18 protein-coding genes and 2 pseudogenes are annotated in these 17,894 nt (G+C 39.7%); 17 read left to right on the top strand and 3 right to left on the bottom strand.

The window, feature by feature from the left end; genetic code table 11:
* Positions 1-9: 9 nt before the first annotated feature.
* The 3 genes from ACFOU2_RS19170 (at position 10) to ACFOU2_RS19180 (ending at position 2,177) form a co-directional block, all read left to right on the top strand.
* Entirely contained in the window at positions 10-309 is a 300-nt protein-coding gene (locus ACFOU2_RS19170) for a hypothetical protein (protein ID WP_377917929.1), read from the top strand.
* Between the two features lie 3 nt (positions 310-312).
* Positions 313-576 (top strand): hypothetical protein, encoded by a 264-nt coding sequence (locus ACFOU2_RS19175; RefSeq protein WP_377917930.1) that lies wholly within the window; start codon positions 313-315, stop codon positions 574-576.
* A 641-nt stretch (positions 577-1,217) separates the two neighbouring features.
* The gene (locus ACFOU2_RS19180; protein WP_377917931.1) at positions 1,218-2,177 is read left to right on the top strand and encodes an aldolase catalytic domain-containing protein; all 960 of its coding nucleotides are present in this window, start codon (positions 1,218-1,220) and stop codon (positions 2,175-2,177) included.
* Between the two features lie 211 nt (positions 2,178-2,388).
* On the opposite strand, the pseudogene ACFOU2_RS19185 reads toward ACFOU2_RS19180, so the two are convergent.
* Positions 2,389-2,490, bottom strand: a pseudogene (locus ACFOU2_RS19185) (zinc ribbon domain-containing protein); the annotation flags it as partial.
* A gap of 164 nt (positions 2,491-2,654) precedes the next feature.
* On the opposite strand from ACFOU2_RS19185, the gene ACFOU2_RS19190 reads away from it, so the two are divergent.
* The 3 genes from ACFOU2_RS19190 to ACFOU2_RS19200 all read left to right on the top strand — a co-directional run bounded on the left by ACFOU2_RS19190 (position 2,655) and on the right by ACFOU2_RS19200 (position 5,593).
* On the top strand, positions 2,655-3,656 hold the full coding sequence (locus tag ACFOU2_RS19190; RefSeq protein ID WP_377917932.1) for an LLM class flavin-dependent oxidoreductase: 1,002 nt from the start codon (positions 2,655-2,657) through the stop codon (positions 3,654-3,656).
* 171 nt (positions 3,657-3,827) lie between these two features.
* Positions 3,828-4,634, top strand: coding sequence for an HPr(Ser) kinase/phosphatase (hprK, locus tag ACFOU2_RS19195; RefSeq protein ID WP_377918662.1), 807 nt, complete (start codon positions 3,828-3,830; stop codon positions 4,632-4,634).
* A gap of 536 nt (positions 4,635-5,170) precedes the next feature.
* Positions 5,171-5,593 (top strand): YfmQ family protein, encoded by a 423-nt coding sequence (locus tag ACFOU2_RS19200; RefSeq protein WP_377917933.1) that lies wholly within the window; start codon positions 5,171-5,173, stop codon positions 5,591-5,593.
* A gap of 572 nt (positions 5,594-6,165) precedes the next feature.
* On the opposite strand, the gene ACFOU2_RS19205 is transcribed toward ACFOU2_RS19200, so the two are convergent.
* Positions 6,166-6,807, bottom strand: coding sequence for a hypothetical protein (locus tag ACFOU2_RS19205; protein ID WP_377917934.1), 642 nt, complete (start codon positions 6,805-6,807; stop codon positions 6,166-6,168).
* Between the two features lie 276 nt (positions 6,808-7,083).
* Between ACFOU2_RS19205 and ACFOU2_RS19210 the strand changes: the two genes are divergently transcribed.
* Positions 7,084-7,539, top strand: coding sequence for a hypothetical protein (locus tag ACFOU2_RS19210; protein WP_377917935.1), 456 nt, complete (start codon positions 7,084-7,086; stop codon positions 7,537-7,539).
* Positions 7,540-7,611: 72 nt separating this feature from the next.
* Here the strand turns inward: ACFOU2_RS19210 and ACFOU2_RS19215 are convergent, their stop codons facing one another.
* On the bottom strand, positions 7,612-7,950 hold the full coding sequence (locus ACFOU2_RS19215; RefSeq protein WP_377917936.1) for an IS3 family transposase: 339 nt from the start codon (positions 7,948-7,950) through the stop codon (positions 7,612-7,614).
* Positions 7,951-8,361: 411 nt separating this feature from the next.
* Here ACFOU2_RS19215 and ACFOU2_RS19220 point away from each other — a divergent pair, with 411 nt between their 5' ends.
* From ACFOU2_RS19220 to ACFOU2_RS19265, 10 genes and pseudogenes are all read left to right on the top strand, one after another.
* Positions 8,362-10,431 carry an AAA family ATPase gene (locus ACFOU2_RS19220; RefSeq protein ID WP_377917937.1) on the top strand — a complete coding sequence of 690 codons (2,070 nt, stop codon included), beginning with the start codon at positions 8,362-8,364 and terminating at the stop codon, positions 10,429-10,431.
* A gap of 4 nt (positions 10,432-10,435) precedes the next feature.
* Complete coding sequence (locus ACFOU2_RS19225; protein WP_377917938.1) at positions 10,436-11,686, top strand: McrC family protein; 1,251 nt, start codon at positions 10,436-10,438, stop codon at positions 11,684-11,686.
* Positions 11,687-12,030: 344 nt separating this feature from the next.
* Positions 12,031-12,543: a hypothetical protein gene (locus ACFOU2_RS19230; protein ID WP_377917939.1), complete on the top strand. Its 513-nt coding sequence runs from the start codon at positions 12,031-12,033 to the stop codon at positions 12,541-12,543.
* Complete coding sequence (locus ACFOU2_RS19235; protein WP_377917940.1) at positions 12,544-13,080, top strand: hypothetical protein; 537 nt, start codon at positions 12,544-12,546, stop codon at positions 13,078-13,080. It abuts the gene before it with no gap.
* Between the two features lie 60 nt (positions 13,081-13,140).
* Positions 13,141-14,538: a M20/M25/M40 family metallo-hydrolase gene (locus tag ACFOU2_RS19240; protein ID WP_377917941.1), complete on the top strand. Its 1,398-nt coding sequence runs from the start codon at positions 13,141-13,143 to the stop codon at positions 14,536-14,538.
* 117 nt (positions 14,539-14,655) lie between these two features.
* Positions 14,656-14,871 carry a hypothetical protein gene (locus ACFOU2_RS19245; RefSeq protein WP_377917942.1) on the top strand — a complete coding sequence of 72 codons (216 nt, stop codon included), beginning with the start codon at positions 14,656-14,658 and terminating at the stop codon, positions 14,869-14,871.
* Between the two features lie 315 nt (positions 14,872-15,186).
* Positions 15,187-15,882, top strand: a complete 696-nt coding sequence (locus tag ACFOU2_RS19250) for a response regulator transcription factor (RefSeq protein WP_377917943.1) — start codon at positions 15,187-15,189, stop codon at positions 15,880-15,882.
* 1 nt (position 15,883) lies between these two features.
* Positions 15,884-16,819: a sensor histidine kinase gene (locus tag ACFOU2_RS19255; protein WP_377917944.1), complete on the top strand. Its 936-nt coding sequence runs from the start codon at positions 15,884-15,886 to the stop codon at positions 16,817-16,819.
* Between the two features lie 219 nt (positions 16,820-17,038).
* Positions 17,039-17,350: pseudogene (locus ACFOU2_RS19260) on the top strand (ATP-binding cassette domain-containing protein); the annotation flags it as partial.
* Positions 17,351-17,375: 25 nt separating this feature from the next.
* Complete coding sequence (locus tag ACFOU2_RS19265) at positions 17,376-17,885, top strand: ABC transporter permease (RefSeq protein WP_377917945.1); 510 nt, start codon at positions 17,376-17,378, stop codon at positions 17,883-17,885.
* Positions 17,886-17,894: the final 9 nt, after the last annotated feature.

Consider the following 17,894-nt stretch of genomic DNA (forward strand, 5'->3'; position numbering starts at 1 on the left):
GGATAGGTAATGCCTATTGCTGGAATAGATGCGGAAATTGGGGATAATGTCGGGAATGGGTTGAGGAAAGGAAAGCAAGAGAGAAGAGAAGGCGAAGAATTCGCTAAACAATTAATAGATAGAGTTACTAAAAGAATGCAGCCTGACCATGTGTGGGAGTTACAATTGGGAGGGCCAGATGAAGTCTCAAACCTTAAATTCTTAGATTCTTATACAAATTGGCATATTGGTACTCAGCAAATAAGACCTCAAATCAAAAATTTACCGACTGGTAAAAAAGTAAAAATAAAGATAGAGGAAGATGAATGATTAATGAATTCTAAATTAAAATTGATTTTAGGGAAAGTAAAAGAACAGATAAAAGAAGCCCCACAAAGTATTTTATATGGGGATTTTAATGATGGTGCCCCAGCTATGAAGAAAGATAACCCAGCGCTAAATGAGTATATGGATTTTTTGAGTGAGTGTAATGGAGCGCGCTTTGGAGCAATTGATTTTTGGTCTTTTGACGAACTGCCTAGTCATCAATACCGTGTGGAAGGTTTACCAGGGGGGGAGACAAATGGCTTGAAATAGGCCAAATACTTTATGAGCCCTTAGTAATCTGTAAATTAGATGGAAAGGTATATCGCTTTTTTCAAGGTTTTGAAACTGACAATATGGAGTCTTTTGGTAATTTTGATGATTTTTTATTAAATGATGTCTTCGGCAAAAAATATATGGACATTATACCTGATTCTCATGATGAAGAGTGGGTACAGATGTTGTTAAAATTAAAGATAATTTAATTTCTTTTTCTAATCTTCTATAGCCAATACCAATACAACAGTAAATTATTTTTAGATAGCAAGAATGACAATGAATTTCTTTATTGACAAATACGCCAGATAAACTTAGAAGGCTTATTTCTACTTGCAATTGGAAGAGGAGTAAGCCTTCTTTGCATATAAAAAACGAAGGAGGAAGAAAAATAATGACAAAACGAGTACAGCCAGTCGCGGGAAGGTGTGCTTAATTGCCCATCCACAAGCAGAGTATGCGGCAATCCATAAGGAAGTATATTGATATCAAAAAGAAATAGTTATTGACACCTTCGAACGACTCGTGATATAAACATAATAATATATTTTAGTACATAAAAGCGTAAAAGTATGAAAGTATAAAAGGTAAAAAATAAAATTACTAAAAAGCAGGATAAACAGGAGGAAGTTACTACTATGGAACATCGCAGCAAAATTTTAGACTGTACCATTCGTGATGGAGGTTTGGTTAACAATTGGGATTTCAGCGTTGAATTTGTTCAAGACTTGTATAATGGCCTAAGTGCAGCTGGTGTTGAGTACATGGAGATTGGCTACAAAAATTCTCCTAAGCTTCTTAATGCGACTGAGCCCAATGCATGGAGATTTCTTGACGATAACTTCCTGAAAGAAATTATCCCTGAGAAAAAGTTCACGAAGCTGTCTGCTCTAGTCGATATTGGGCGTGTAGATCCAAATGACATTCTGCCGCGTGAGCAAAGTGTGTTAGATATGATTCGAGTGGCGTGCTATATCCGCGAAGTGGATAAAGGCTTGGAGCTTGTACAAATGTTTCATGATTTGGGCTATGAGACTTCACTTAACATTATGGCTTTATCTAGTGTACCTGAACATCAGCTTATTGAAGCGTTTGAAATGGTGAAGGAAAGTCCCGTAGATGTCGTCTATATCGTTGACTCCTTTGGAAGCTTAGATCCTGCGGATATTGAGCATCAAGTGAAAAAGTTCCAAGCGATGATCCCTAACAAACAGCTTGGAATCCATACGCATAACAACATGCAGTTAGCATTCGCCAATACATTAACTGCGATGCGAAATGGGGTTACTTTCCTTGACTCGTCTGTTTATGGCATGGGTCGTGCCGCTGGTAACTGTCACACAGAGCTTCTCGTTAGCCACATCCAAAAACCAAGCTATGAGATTAAGCCCGTTCTTGGTCTAATTGAAAAGCACATGCTGGAAATGCGTCAAAAGTGGGAGTGGGGCTATATCATTCCTTACATGATCTCTGGTGTACTTAATGAACATCCGCGTGTCGCCATGGCTTACCGCGACAGCGCCGATCGTGACAAATTCGTAGATTTCTATGACAAGGTAACATCACCTGAAGCCAATCTGGCTCCAGCATCGAAATAGGTTGGATTACGAAAGGCCCCTTCATGAAAAGCGTGACGGGGCCTTTCATTCAAATACAAATTAGCATCTCAAAACGCCGGTCTCCAAGGCGAATGTCTCTATCGTCCTGGTGAACTACCCACCACCTACGCTTCGCTTAGAGGTGAGGGCTTCTAAGGTAATCGTACCTAATGATACGAAATGGACTTAGCTATCGAGCCTGTTCCATGCTCTATATAGGATGATGTAATAGTCGCAATCCTTCGTTTTTGATGTTGATCGAAGCATTCCAATCCCTGTCTGCTACAAACCCACATTCGCATTGGAATACACGTATAGTAGAGCCAATCATTTAGAAGAGAATCAGTAAACCTGAGAACTTGTCTGTACCGATGGCCTTAATTTTTGCACTTGCTCCATCACGAGCATTTAGTTTTGTTTCCCGTGTTTAAATTGTTACCATAGTATAGAATCTTCATTAAGAAAGGATAAATGTAAATGGCAAATATACAAATCCCCGTATCTGTCTTAAACCTTGCGCCTGTTCGCGAAGGGCAGGGGACAAAAGAAGCCATTGAGGCAATGGTGAAGTTGGCGCAAGCTACTGAAAAATTGGGTTATAAACGATATTGGATTGCCGAGCACCATAATACACCGACACTTGTGAGTTCAGCTACGTCCATCTTAATTAAACATACGCTGGAACATACGGATCACATCCGTGTCGGGTCTGGCGGAGTGATGCTGCCTAATCATTCCCCGCTTGTAGTGGCGGAACAATTCGGAACGATGGCAGCCATCTATCCTGACCGTCTCGATTTGGGTCTTGGCCGGGCGCCTGGTACAGACATGATTACCGCAAGCGCATTAAGACGCTCACAAAATGATTCTGTTTACACATTTCCTGAGGATGTAATGGAATTGCTAAGATATTTTGGACCTGAAGAGCGTCAAGGTCAGGTAAAAGCTTTTCCAGGTGTTGGCGCGAATATTCCGATTTATATTCTCGGTTCTTCAACCGATTCCGCTTATTTAGCGGCTAAACTGGGCTTGCCGTATGTATTTGCTTCACACTTTGCCCCAAGATATATGGAAGAAGCGATTTCGATTTACCGTGACCGGTTCGAGCCATCCGAGTATCTGGATTCCCCATATATGATTGTATGTTTAAATGTGATCGCAACGGAAAGCGATGAAGAGGCCCGCACTGAAATGACAACGATGCAGCAATTTTTCCTAAATGTTGTTCGCGGCACTCAATGGCCGCTAAAACCTCCTGTCGAAAACATGGACCACCTTTGGAGTCCGGCCGAGAAGCAAATGGCTACATCCATGTCCAGTGTGACTTTGTTAGGCAGTAAAGATTCAATACGTGAACAGTTGACAAGGTTTCAAGAACGATATAACGTGGATGAAATCATGGCCGTATCTTATATTTATGATCCTGACAAACAAGTACGTTCTTATGAAATTTTGAAAGAAGTCGTGGAAGGCAGATAAAAAGTAAAAAGCGCAGCACACACCAAGATGTGTGCTGCGCTTTTTCATTTAAAGTATAGGATGGTGAATCATAGCCAAAGATTTAATGATGATAAACTTGAGAGGATGACGATTTCATGATTTTTAAGTATAATTCAAATTTAGATGGTTATTAGGACGGTGAGTATGAAAGTGAAAAAAATAACAGTTGAAGACTTGGTTCGAAAGTTTTCATTGAAAGTATTGGCTGGGGAGGATCAGCTGCAGAAAACGATCACGCAGCCACGGGTGCATCGTCCAGGTTTGGAATTTGTTGGTCATTTTGATTTTTTCCCGACAGAACGAGTTCAAATTTTAGGGAAAAAAGAAATTACTTATTTGCATAAGCTAAGTAAAGAGGAACGTAAAACCCGAATCGGGAATATTGTTCATTATCACCCGCCATGTTTTATCGTTACAGCTGAGGAAGAGGGACTTACATATTTAACTCATCATTGTATAGAAGAGGGAATACCCTTATTAATCACAAAGAGGCCTGAGACGACTTCAGAATTCATTACAAAATTGGATGCGTATATGGTGAAGGAATTAGCACCAGAAATTGCCGTGCATGGAGTTTGTCTTAATGTATTTGGTATTGGTATCTTACTTCGCGGTAATTCAGGAGTAGGGAAAAGCGAGACGGCGCACACGTTAATTGGCCGGGGACACAGGCTGGTGGCTGATGATATCGTCGTCCTAAAGAAGCTTAGCCCGCAAACACTTCTCGGTACACATGATGAGAAAACAAAGGAATTTTTAGCTCTTCGCAGCATCGGGCTGTTAAATGTGGTCCGCATGTACGGGCGAAAGGCTTTTCAAGAGGAAACGCACATCTGCTTGATATTCATTTGCCGAAGGTTTGAGGCCGATTTTTCAGATTCCGGCATCCGTAAGAATAAACTTAAAATATCTACTAAAAAAGCAATCACTGCCTTATTGTATAAAGCCAGAGGGTAAGGAGGATTGCTTTTTTAAAAGGGATACTTAAAACGAAGGAGGAGTTGAATTGACACTAAAAAAGATTTTACCTGAAGAATTATATGAGAAAATGCAGAAACAGGATCACATTTTCACCATTCATCTCCCATTATCACACTAACCGGATTCTATCTAGGTTTTATATGTAGACTTCTTTTAGAAAAGTGGATGGTTAAAATATTGTAAAAGTGGATGGTTAATTTTTTAAAAAACCTCTTTATTATGGAAAGGAATGCTTAATTTGAACCTATACTCAGTTACAACCATTATCATAAATAGTAATCCTAAATTAGATCCAAATTAACAGCATGATGAAACACAAGATGTGAAAATGACTTGCAGGAGGTTAGATTTGTATAAAAATCAAGGCAGCTATTACACATGGACAAGGATTTAAAATTGAAGAAGTAGAATTAGCAGAACCTAAATTTAATGTATAAAAATTAACTGTCCGTCCTATGAGAATATGAGTGATGTAATAATATTAATTTAGAACGTAATGGAGATGATAAAATATGACATGGCCTTTTGTGCTTTTGTTGATTCTTGCGGCTCTTGCTAAAGTAGTATTGACGTGTCTTCCAACCTCTGTTGTGGAATGGTTTATCAGCAAATTTGAATTGCACCCAACAATTAGTGACGCGACTGTCACCGTAACCATCGACGGAAAACGCTTAGAAGGTGAAGAGAAAATTCAAGTTATTAATGATTTTAACGAAGCGATGTTTTTAGAGAAATATGATATACATCCAGAGAACAGCGGGACTCCATTGGTCATTGACACTAAGAAGGGAAAAAACAATGTTAGGTTTTTTGTGTACAGTTACAACGATCGCGTTGATGTAGTCAAACAGTACAAGAAGAAAGTAGTCGCGTATCGTCTGCGTTCCGATAGCCTTCAAAAACGTTCTATGTTAGCAACGGAGGATGTAGTTTAAAAGGATCGTCAAAGAGTGGTCTTTTTTTTAAAACTTATTATATATGTATTTAAATTTCCTTATTTCATTTCCAAAATTCCCACCATCTCTTTTTTGTTTCCTCACTCACTGCTATAAGCTGAGGTCAGTCCCCCACTGAGTTAAATGATTGACATGGCGGGGGACTGACCCCGTTTTTCGTTTTTGTTAAATAATAGGTAGTAAGTAAGGTTGAAATGATCCCTCCTGAGCCAACGGTAAAATGAAAGAATCTTACTGTTGGCTCAGAAGTGACGTTTTATGGAAGGACTGAGCAATAATCATACCAAAGAATTCAAGTGTAAAGCTCTTTAAATGTATTTGAACGGAAGCGGAGCATACACAAATATAACAGAAAAAGAGGTGATTCAAGATATTAAGCAATTATACATTTTTTATAAGCGGGAAAGATTTCTAGGCAAAATAAATAACCTTAGCCCGGTAGTGTATTGGACTAAGGTTTGTGCTTAAATTATATAGGTTCTTTTGTAGCTGTCAACTTGACTTGATAAGTTCAGATTGAGAGGAGTTCTAAAAAATGTTGACCCTTATTATTACATTTTTTGCATATGCGATCCAAAGAACACTTGTACATTTGTTGAACCGCCAGATACGTTTTCGAAGGAATATGGTCCTACAGGAGCACCCCAAAAACGAACAGTGTCATCTTCTAAAATGTCACCAGTACCTTTATACATGATTACTTGATAAGAATTCATCTCGTTATCGATAACATGGGTTACTGATACAGTTTCACCACCGTCTAAAGGAACTTCTTCTACTGTAACAACAGTCCCCTGAAACGTAGCCATTTTTGTGAAATAAGGCTGAGCATTTTTATTAAGGTGCTTAGCTGTGATGGAGGCATCAGCTATTTGTTTTGCTTTATTAATATCAGCGTCTGTTTTAGCAGGGAACAAAGTATGGTTAGAAACAATAAAGTCGTAAGATTCTTGAGATAACTCAAGAGTTTTTTCTGTTACAGCAGGTAAGGTTATTTTAAACATCTCAGCATACTTGGCATTTTCGTTAACCTCTGGTTTAGCTGCTTCTTCGGATTGAGTCGAAGTTGTTTCTTCAGTTTGCTCCTCAACTTTTTCTTCGGATTTGTCACTGCTTGCTGATTCTTCGCTGCCACAGGCAGTTAAGCCTAAAAGTAACATTGTAGCTAAGAAAAGAAAATAAAATTTTTTCAATGCGTACACTCCCTGTAAATTTTGTAACAACTTTGTAATGATAACGTGGATTTAGTAACAAATTAACAGATTGTCAGAATGTATGTTTAATATATTTTTGTCATTTTAGGGTTAAATTTCCTTTTCGCTCCCATCTTTAGTTTCCACCTCCGTGATTGTCAGTATCTATTACTTCATTTCCTCCAACATATTCTTATCACAAAAGTTGATTGTGTAAATTACAATAGGACGTTTATTTCTGTATTCTTTGCTCGATCTATGAATAAATCATATGCCGTGAACGCTCGTTTGAACCCTGCGCCTAAAGGTAAGACAGTTATTGGTCAAGCAAGTGATGATGCTCTAAATGGTCAACTTAAGTATGAGTTGCAATTAGTAGATGTTGTTTTAGATGGAAACAAGGCGTGGCAAATGATTCAAGCTGAAAATATGTTTAATGAACCAGCTCCAACTGGAATGAAATATGTAATGGCAAAGTTCAGACTTAAAGCTCTTCAAGTTCAACAAGGATCCTTTGATGTGCATCCTGTAGAGTTTCAAGCTGTAAGTCAGTCCGGGGTTATTTATCAGGATGTCTTTTATGGAGTTGTCCCGAGCCCATCTTTTGAAGCAAGTTTATACACTAGTGGAGAAAACACAGGTTGGGTAGTTTTCTTGGTGAAACAAGATGACAAACCTACAATTGTATGGCGCCAAGGATATATAGATGAGCTGTGGTTTACTTTAAACTAAATACAAAAAAAGCCTTTCTCAGTCTGAACTTATCCCTGTCAAGTAGACAGTGGTAAAAAGAGCCTTATAGAATTAAGCACAAACCTGAGTCCGATACTCAATCGGACTCAGGTTATTTAATTTGGATTGAAATCTTTTCTGATTGTAAAAACGAATATATTTTTCCACGGCTTGGATGACATGTTCTTTTGTTTGGAAACAATAAAGGCACATTATAATATCCGTTGCCCATTTCTCGTTCAGACGGCTTGTCTGGAATTCTCGGGTTAGGGGATTATCTGAAATCACGTAAGGCTCTTTGATATTCAGTTGATTAGCTATTGTTTTATATCCTCCGATTTCTTCATTTACGTACATTTGTAGAAGTTTGTGTTTAAATTCTACTGTGTATGTTTTTCTGATTTCCCCCATAATAAAATCCCCTCCAAAATGCCTTATATCGAGATTTTAAGAGGATTATTTTTTATAGGAGTAACAGTTGAACGGGTAATGCCTATTATCCAAACTGGTGTTGATATGTTGAAAGAGCAACCTTAATGTAGGATTAAGGTATTATAAGCATTTGAACGATAATATGTAAGCGGGTGATTCTGAAAGGTATTACATATGCTTTTTCAAGATTGGCCATTATCGTTAAGAAGAATAAAAAAGAGTTTATCTTTCCTTCATTCCATGGTGTGTATACCTATATTTTGATTAAATTACCAATCATCAAAAAGAGCTTAGTGGTTCAGGTTGATTCTATTATTTTACATTTTTGTAGTATAATGAAAAGAAACGCTCAATTTTATAGAAAAATAGAAAAAGAAAAGGGGAATGGACATGGGGAACCTTTTGCAGGAACTGGATTATTACATAGAAAAATATAATTCTGAAGTAGACGTTAGTGGGCAAGTGAGCAAGGCGGAGGAACTGCTTGAAGAATTTAAAAACAAATATCCTCTGGACCACTTCAAGCAAATGACTCTTGGTGAGTATGCCCTTGGAAGAGGCGGAGAAACCTACAGCTGGTGGATTGAATATCATTCGGATGCTCTTGGCAGCATAAGAGGCGGCAACGCCGGCAAACACATTATTTATTACAGTAAAAATAATGAAGAATGGATTTATCCAACCTCTCAATTTGAAAATGAAAGTGCAGCATGGGAAAAGCTCCGGAATGATTTTGTGGAATTGGTTGAACGTTTTGGAAACGGCGACAACATTGACAGCACAAACTTATTATTCCGGGCAAACATGCTGAAGACAAAAACTCTCTATTTATTTTATCCTAAAAAGCTATTGCCTGTTTACAGTGTGGCGGACATGAAGCTGTTTTTAGAGGCATTGGGTGTGGGGAAAGACCGATGGATCAATCAAAAAGATGATAGTATTGCGTTGAATCGATTATTGAAAGAAACCATTGACCAAATAAATCAATTTGCCGGTTGGCATCCTGTAAAAATTATGTACTTCCTCTATTATACATTGAAAAGAGGGCAGCACCGTTATGTTAAAATCGCTCCCGGAAAAAATGCCGAGTTTTGGCCGGAATGCGATGCCGGCAATTATATCTCAATCGGCTGGGATGAACTTGGTGATTTGTCAAAATATCCGGATTACCACGAATTTAAGGCCGCTTTCCAAAAACTTTATTACAAAGACAACCTCAAAAAAGCCAGTGAAAAAGCGAATGAGATTTGGTTATTTTATTCTTTGGAGCCGGGTGACCGGATTGTAGTCAACAAAGGGACTTCACAAATACTGGCAGTTGGAACCGTCACGAGTGAAGGCTATGAGTATCTTGATCACCTTCCTAAACATAGGCATGCTGTCCATGTGAAATGGGACGAGGGGTTTACACCAGTATCCATCCCGGAACAAAAATATTGGGCCTTCAAAACCGTATATGAGCTGTCTGAAAAAGATGTAAAAAAATGGCTGGGAAGCTTTGAACCTGCAGCGCCACAAGAAGGAACAGATGAAGATTTACCCGGTGTGAGTTTTACTGAAAAGGAAGAAGCTTTCTTTAAGAGGATGAATAAGGTATTGGAACGAAAAGGCCAATGTATCCTGTATGGCCCTCCGGGAACAGGGAAAACATATTCAGCCAGACGCTTCATCGAATGGAGCTTTTCACAGCTGGGATTAGGGCAGTCAAAAGAGTATTCCGAAATCTGTACGTTCCACCCATCTTATACTTATGAAGACTTTATGGAGGGTTTCAAACCGATTTCGACCAAGCAAGGCCAAGTTTCTTTCCAATTGGAAAATGGGATTTTTAAGCGTTTCTGCGAACAAGCCGGGGAAAATAGACAAGTACCTCATTATTTCATTATCGACGAATTGAATAGAGGGAACATCCCGAAGATATTCGGGGAACTGATCACGATGCTCGAAAAAGACAAACGCAATGTGGAAATCCTCTTGCCGCAAAGCAAGGAATCGTTCTCCATTCCGGAAAATGTCTACATTATTGCGACTATGAATACTTCAGACCGGAGCATCAAATTGATGGACGCAGCTTTAAAGAGAAGATTCGCATTCATCGAGTGTTTACCGAATTATGATGTGATTGACGAAGTGATTGACGAGTTAGCCTATAGTCCGGCAGATATCTTAACAAAAATTAATCAAAAACTGATAGAAAAAGGCGGGCGTGACAGACAAATCGGTCAATCGTATTTCATGCAAAGTGGAGAACAAATCACGACGATTGAACAATTGAAAGAAGTGGTTGAATTCGAAATCATCCCGTTATTGCAGGAGTATTGCTTCGACAATTATGAGGAACTGGCCAATATCCTTGGAGATGAATTTGTCAATGTCGATGAAATGTCCATTAACACCGATATGTTCACAGGACAGGATGATGCCTTCATTAACGCCATTAATAATATTTTAAAAGGATAATAGTATGGAAACATATGTCGTTACAGAATATAGTTCGCTTGTTATACAGGAATACTCCTTAACAGAGAGAGATAGAGATTATTTATCTCGGTTGAGTTTGTCATCCAAGACTCCCCCGTTCAGTTGGTACGAATTGAAAAATGGATTGCGTTTCGAGTTTTCAAGCTTCATAGGGGTTCTTGAGCTAGAAGCGGCTCGGATTGTGATCAAACCGAAATTCAATAATGGCTTTCATGATGTAGTGGATATGCTGCTGTTTTCGGAGGATTTACCAGTTGCGCTGGAGCATAGCACTAAAGCCGCTTATGATGAAAATTCCCTAATGGAAACGCTCGTAAGGTTATTTGTAAAAGAAGTCGAAGCCCTTCTCCAAAAGGGAGTCATGAAGGAATACATGATGGAAGAAGAGAACCTTTCAGTCTTAAGAGGACGAGTGGATATCCGCCGGCACTTGAAGACCAACCTCTTTACACCGGCAAGAATCTACTGCCGGTATGACGAACTGACAACCAATATAGCGGAAAACCAGGTGATCCGCACAGCCCTTGAGATGACAAGGAACTTTTCATTAACAAAGCAAACGATGAGACAAGTAAATCGTCTATTGAATGAATTTACGGTACTGACGGATATCTATCAAGGAGAAGACTGGCCTTCTTTCACATACAATCGCCTGAACCAACATTACCTTGCCGCACACAAATTGGCGTACTACCTTTGGAGACAGATCTATGTCCATAACCTTTACGAATTCAGGCAGGAGAGCCATTTTTCCTTCTTGATTGATATGAACGACCTTTTCGAAAAATTCATTGCAAAAATGTTGGTCAGATATTTACCGGATCCAATAAAAGTGACCGAACAGCGGGTATTCAAAAAGGCGATCATGAAAAATGGAGGAAGCTACCACAACATCAAACCGGATATAGTCATTGAATCGCCGGACGCCGATCCAATCGTACTAGATACAAAATATAAACCGTACGGCAAGTACAAGGTATCAAACAGTGATATATATCAACTGGCGTTTTATGCCCAGTTTCTAACGAAATCAGAAAAGGGCTTTAAGGCCTTCATCATTTATCCTAAATATTCCGGGGAGGAATCAAGTGAAGAAATCATTGACCTGTTGCCTGGTACTCCCCATGGCGGATGTCTATGTGTAAAACCCGTATCGATCGAAAGGGTATTGGAGGCTATTAAAAAGAAAGATTTTGATTATGTAAGGTCTCAGACTTTGAGTCTTATAACGTAATTGAAAAGTTGAAGAAGGTGTAGGAAATATTCTATACCTTCTTTTTTGTAAAGACCTTTATTTATGGAATGTCTATTTATGATTTATATGCAGGTTTCCTATATAAATCCACATAAAGAATTTGACATGAGCAAAAAACGCCCATGTCAAATTCTTTACGCATAAGCGGCTGCCAATCTCCCTTACGGGCTCTTGCCAGCCGCTTATACGAAGACCTTTGTAAGCTCATCTAAGATGAAAAAACAGAAAGGCGTAAATAGAAGAAGGATCGGTGACAGAGGTTGAAAAATTAAATTGGATTTATATATTTCTAGGGCTGCAAGAGAATGGAAGGAGGTTTTAATATGTCGATAAGAAATAAAACAATAGAGGAACTTTTGAATATGCAACAGGAGCTCCATTTGTCCAGGGAAGAAGAGAAGGATGGTTCCTTGCATCAATTAATATCAGTTTATGAAGAACTATATAGGAGGATTGCATCTGATGAAAACAGTGAGTACGCTTCGAGCTTAGAGAGCATTAAAAGGAAACTCATTTTGTACTTAGTTCGCTACGGTACATATTTAAAGACAGAATATCGAAAGGATGACCGTGCAGCGGAGAGAACGTTAAAGAAGGCCATCCAGTATGATCGAAAGAATCCTATAGCCCATTACCGCTTAGGTTTTCTCGCTTATAAACAGAGAAGCTACTTACTGGCAGTGACTCATTTTCAACATGCGGTACAATATCAACAAGCTTGCAGCAACAAAGAATACAGGTTGAATAATCAACAAAACTACAATGCCCATTTGTATCTAAGCAATAGTGCTCTGTATATTGCACAAAAGGCGCAGGAATCATTGGAGAGACTGTAAGTGGATGTAGACAGAGCCGGAGTTCCCAATCTCGAAATGTCGCCATTGTATGAGGTCATCAGACAAAATGAAGGATATTTGCAGCGCCATGCATTTACGGCTATCACCCCAAATGGCATAAAGATGTGTACCAGGGAGGAATGTGAGGAGATGGCCGTTTCGTGTTTGCCGGACACCATTGTTCTTTATTTCTCGGATCGCCAACATTCATTATTTTATGATGGCAGGGAGGAAGTGCTTAGCGTAAATCATGCGGAGATGCTTCGTTATTTCTTGCTTTACAGCACAGAAGAAACTCCGGTTACAAAAGATCAATTTTACGACTTGTTTCAAAGCGGCAGCCAGGATGGAGAAGTACCAAAAAATACATTTATTCAGGCAGTTGGTCGGTTGAGACGAAAACTTGTTCAGTCTGGAGCGCCGTCTTCCCTTATCGAAAATAAAACATTTAACGGACAAACAGCCTATTATTTCAATCGCAGCATTCCTTTTCTCATCATGCATCGCAGTGATGACACGTTCATTTTGAACCGATGACAGGGGTGTCATCGCCCTTTTGAGATAATGTTCTTACAAATCGCAAAGGGAGATGATGATATGAAAACCTGGAATCAATTATTCGTTCGTCACGGCTGGGAGCTGGAGAAAAAAGAGGAGAGCGTATTTGTCTGCAAAACGGAAACAGTAGAGAACATGGATTTTTTGTTGGAGAGCTTGGATAAGGCCGGCGCCTCCTATTCATACGGCGATGATATGCTGATGCTTCACAGCGTGCCTGTTCCGGAGAAGAAATGGATTGAAGTCGTTGATTTCAAACATCGCGGCAGAGGAGAAGGACTATGGTTCCGTCCGGGGGAAGAGGAGCCAAAGTTACGCGAACTTGATACGTATATAAGCGGTATCGTACGTCAGTTAAATCGCCTAGGATTTTATACAATGGGATCATGTGACGGACATGAAAGAAGAGATGCCCATGTATCAATAAAGAAAGGCAAAGATATTGAGCAGCTCGTACAAATGCTTCTTGCTTTAGGGATGAGACGTGTATACTGTCGCGAGGGGAGTGAAAGCTATCATGTTTCGTTTCCGCTAAAGCGCAATGAACTGCTGGACATAGCCGAAAAGATGAGCCTGGTCGAGGAAAGCTGGCTCGAAAAAGGGCACGATTATATAAAAGAGAGAATGTTTTACCATTTGCTTGAACAGCTTCTTTCCATCCCTGGGGAAAGCGGCAAGGAAGGCAAGGTGCGGGAGTTCGTCAAGGAAAAGCTCACTCCTTTTGTAGACTGCATCACCGTGGATCGAAACGGCAACCTGTTGGCCGAGAAAACATACAGAGCGGGTCACGGCCCGACGATTCTTTTGAATGCCCACCTGGATACAGTACAAGAACTGGAATCGAATCGTGTGATTAAAAAAGAGGGTGCTGTTTGGTCAAGCAGCAACGGAATTCTAGGAGCAGATGACAGAGCCGGCGTGGCCGTCCTCCTTCACATAGCCGAGCACCTTATGCACTCTTCTTCCTTCAGCGGCAAAGTGAAATTCATTTTTACGGTGGAGGAAGAATGCGGTCTTATAGGCGCACGCCATGTGGATGATTACTTTCTTTGGGGAACGGATGCCGCAATCGTCGTCGACCGCCGCGGTGCGGGAGATATCGTCGTATCGTGCGGAGGCTATATCCCATTTTGCCATGAAGCGTATGGCAAGTTTATTGAGGATACGGCCAAAGCAGAAGGCTTGAGCGGATGGCATTGCACGAACGGCGGAAGCAGCGACACAAGAATTTGGGCATCGCACGGCATCCAAAGCGTCAATCTGTCGGCAGGTTACGGAAATGAACACACGGAAAACGAGTTTTTGGATGTGGAAGCTTGCTATAACGTTACGAAGCTCATAAAAGGTGTATTTGGGAGAGCGAGAGAACTCCGGAGTGTTTTACAAGAAATCGAGAGAAAGAAGGTTGTAAGGTTGATCATAAGAAAAGCACAGTAAGGCAATCCAGTGTCAACTCTGAATTTAAACTATCAGACGAAAAAACGGATTTTTACCTAACACAAACAGGCAGTTGACGGGCCTGCATACGATATTACAATAGCCGGGGCAAATCACATGAGCTTCACAGATATGCCTTTGCTGCAGCCATACCTTGCCGGATCACCTTATGCCGAACCACAGCCTCCGGCAGTAAAACCCGAACACATTTATGGGCTAAACAACACCGTCATCCTGTCATTCCTTGACAAAACCCTTAATGGAAAGAAGAATACCGTATTCGATCTGGACCGTAAAAGTTTAATCGTACCGGATTTGAAGATCGTTCAATAGATGATCTTGCTTTAACGAGATTACAAGAATTTAAAAGGAAAAACAGGTTAGCATGTTAAAAATGCCAGCCTGTTTTTTATTTTGTACTGCAGGCATTATAGTAATTTAACGAACGAGGGAAACCTGAAATTCTGCCAAAGGAGGGACAGTCTCTCCGGATATACTTTTTTACTAATTTGGAAAAATATTTAAAATGTATGTTATCTTTTACCGGCACTTGCTACAATAAAGTGAAACTTTATCCAGGGATAAGATGGCTGCCTGCCAGTGCGGCCTGAATTTTTTAGAGAGATTCTAAGGAAAAGGGGAAAGGGAATGGGAGAGAAAATACTTCTTGTGGAAGATGATAGATCGATAAGCGAAATGGTGAAAAGCCAGTTTGAAAAAGAGGGGTTTACGGTTGTGCCGGCATTTGATGGGGAAGAAGCCTTAAGGGTTTTTGTTCAGGAATCATTTGATTTAATTCTTCTTGATTTAATGCTGCCAAATTTGAACGGTATGGACTTTTTAAAGGTAGTAAGAGAAAAAAGCCTCATTCCAATCTTGATCATGTCGGCAAAGGACGGGGATGTAGATAAAGCGTTGGGACTTGGTTTTGGGGCAGACGATTATATCGCCAAACCGTTTTCAATGATCGAGCTTGTTGCCAGAGTACGGGCGGCCATAAGGAGGGCAACGTATTATTCGAGTGCCGACAAGGAAAAAAACAATATCATGGCAATTGGCGATCTTAAAATTGATTTGGATAATTTTTTCGTACAAAAGAAAGAGAAAGATTTAAAACTTACTTCGAAAGAATTTCATATTTTAAAGCTCTTTATTACAAATCCTAAACGTGTCTTTACAAAAGCCCAAATCTATGCAGCCATTTGGAATGACGATTATTATGGGGACGAAAATGTGATTAATGTACATATGAGAAGATTGAGGGAGAAAATTGAAGACGATCCATCTTCCCCTGTCTATATCAAAACATTATGGGGCATCGGTTATAAGCTGGGAGAGTTTTAACATGATTTACTTTTTGTCCTTTATTATTCTGTTCCTCCTTGGCATCATTTATCTGCAAAGCCGATCTAAAAGGGAGAGAAAAGCCAGCCTCGAATACATAAGCCAAAAGCTGAACAGCATCATGGACAAAGGTACGGATGAGAGGCTTCTCCTTCAAACAGAAAATGATGAATTAAAGTCTTTACTGACCGCCTTGAACCGCCTGCTTGATCATCATCAAAAAGCGGCAGCCTCTTATAACAAGACAGAAACATCGGTCAGAAAAATGCTTTCTAATATTACACATGATTTAAAGACACCGCTTACCGTTGTTCTCGGCTATGTTGAAATGATGCTCCATGACCCGGACCTGTCAAAGGAAGAGAGGGAACGGCTGCTGGAAAAAGTACAGGGTAAAACAATGGAAATTTTAGGGCTGATGAAAAAATTCTTTGATTTAGCCAAGCTGGAATCAGGAGACCATGAAATCCCTTTAAGCAGAGTAGATCTTAATGAGGCTTGCAAAAGAAATATTTTATCCTTTTATGAACTTTTAACCTCCCGGGGGTTTGAAGCGGTGATTGAGATTCCTGATAAAAGCATTTACTCGATGGGAAATGAAGAGTGCCTTGACCGGATCCTGAACAATTTAATTTCAAATGCCACCCAATACGGCAGCGAAGGAAAAGTGGTCGGTTTAACAGTAAGAGAAGACGAAAAGTATGCCTATATTGATGTTTGGGATAAAGGAAAAGGGATTAGCGAGCTCCACAAAGACTTGGTATTTGAAAGAATGTACACCCTCGAAGATTCGCGGAACAAATTATATCAGGGCAGCGGCCTTGGTCTGACGATCACGAAAAGACTTGTTGAGAAAATAGGCGGAGAGATTCTTCTTAACAGTATACCTTATGAAAAAACGACTTTTACAATCAAGTTATTAAAGCTCATATATTGATTGAGACTCGAGGGGGACTTAGCATCTCCGGCGGTTTTTTATATTGGAAAACATCTGCAGCTTGAGACCTGTATTCTACCGGCCCCAGGCTGCTTTGTCCTGTCTTCTTACAAATTGCCGGCTAAAAACACTTAAGATTTTTGTAAGAATTGATTAATAAAAAAGAGAAAAACAGTGTCTACAATAGTGATTAGAAGCAAACGAAAGGGAGTTGAAAAAATGAACCATATTGTTCGTACCCATCATTTAACGAAAATTTTCAATGGAAAAGAAGTGGTGTCGGATGTAAATATGACGATAAAAAAAGGGGAGATATACGGGTTCCTTGGTCCAAACGGTGCCGGTAAAACGACGATGATGAAGATGCTGACAAATCTTATAAAACCCACTCAAGGAGAAATTGAAATTTTCGGCGAGAAATTAACAAACACCTCGTATGAGATTTTAAAAAGAATGGGCAGCATTATTGAATATCCTGTTTTTTATGACAGACTCACAGCAAAGGAAAATTTAGAATTGCATTGTGAATATTAGCATTTCCGGCAGTATGATCAGAGTGACTTTTGTCATTCTTGCATCTGTCATTATGTCAAGACTGATTATAGAAGAGTATAGAAGCAACACGATTACACTCTTATTTACGTACCCCATTTCTAGAAAAAAACTCATGATCTCGAAACTGATGATCGTCGCAGGCTTTATATTCACCACCATCATCCTTTCGAATTTGTTCATCGGAAGTCTGTTCTACATCGTTGATTCCTATGCGAATGTGATTCCGGGAAATTTAACGTTAGGGCTAGTAAAAAGCCAGCTGATTACGCTGTTTTTAAGTGCTGTCTCTTCAACTGGAATAGGGCTGATTCCCCTTTATTTCGGGATGAGAAAAAAATCGACCCCTGCTACCGTTATATCGGCCGTACTGCTTGTCACTTTTATTAACTCAGACGTAGATGGATTTTCATTATTTAACAACATCATAGCGGTCCCCCTTGCTTTTGCCGCAGTTGGAGTATTCATTGCTTACTTGTCGTTTAGAAAAATTGAAAACATGGATGTTAATTAAGGTTTTACA

This window comes from Bacillus songklensis, assembly GCF_042649685.1.
Classification (GTDB): domain Bacteria; phylum Bacillota; class Bacilli; order Bacillales; family Bacillaceae_H; genus Bacillus_BA; species Bacillus_BA songklensis.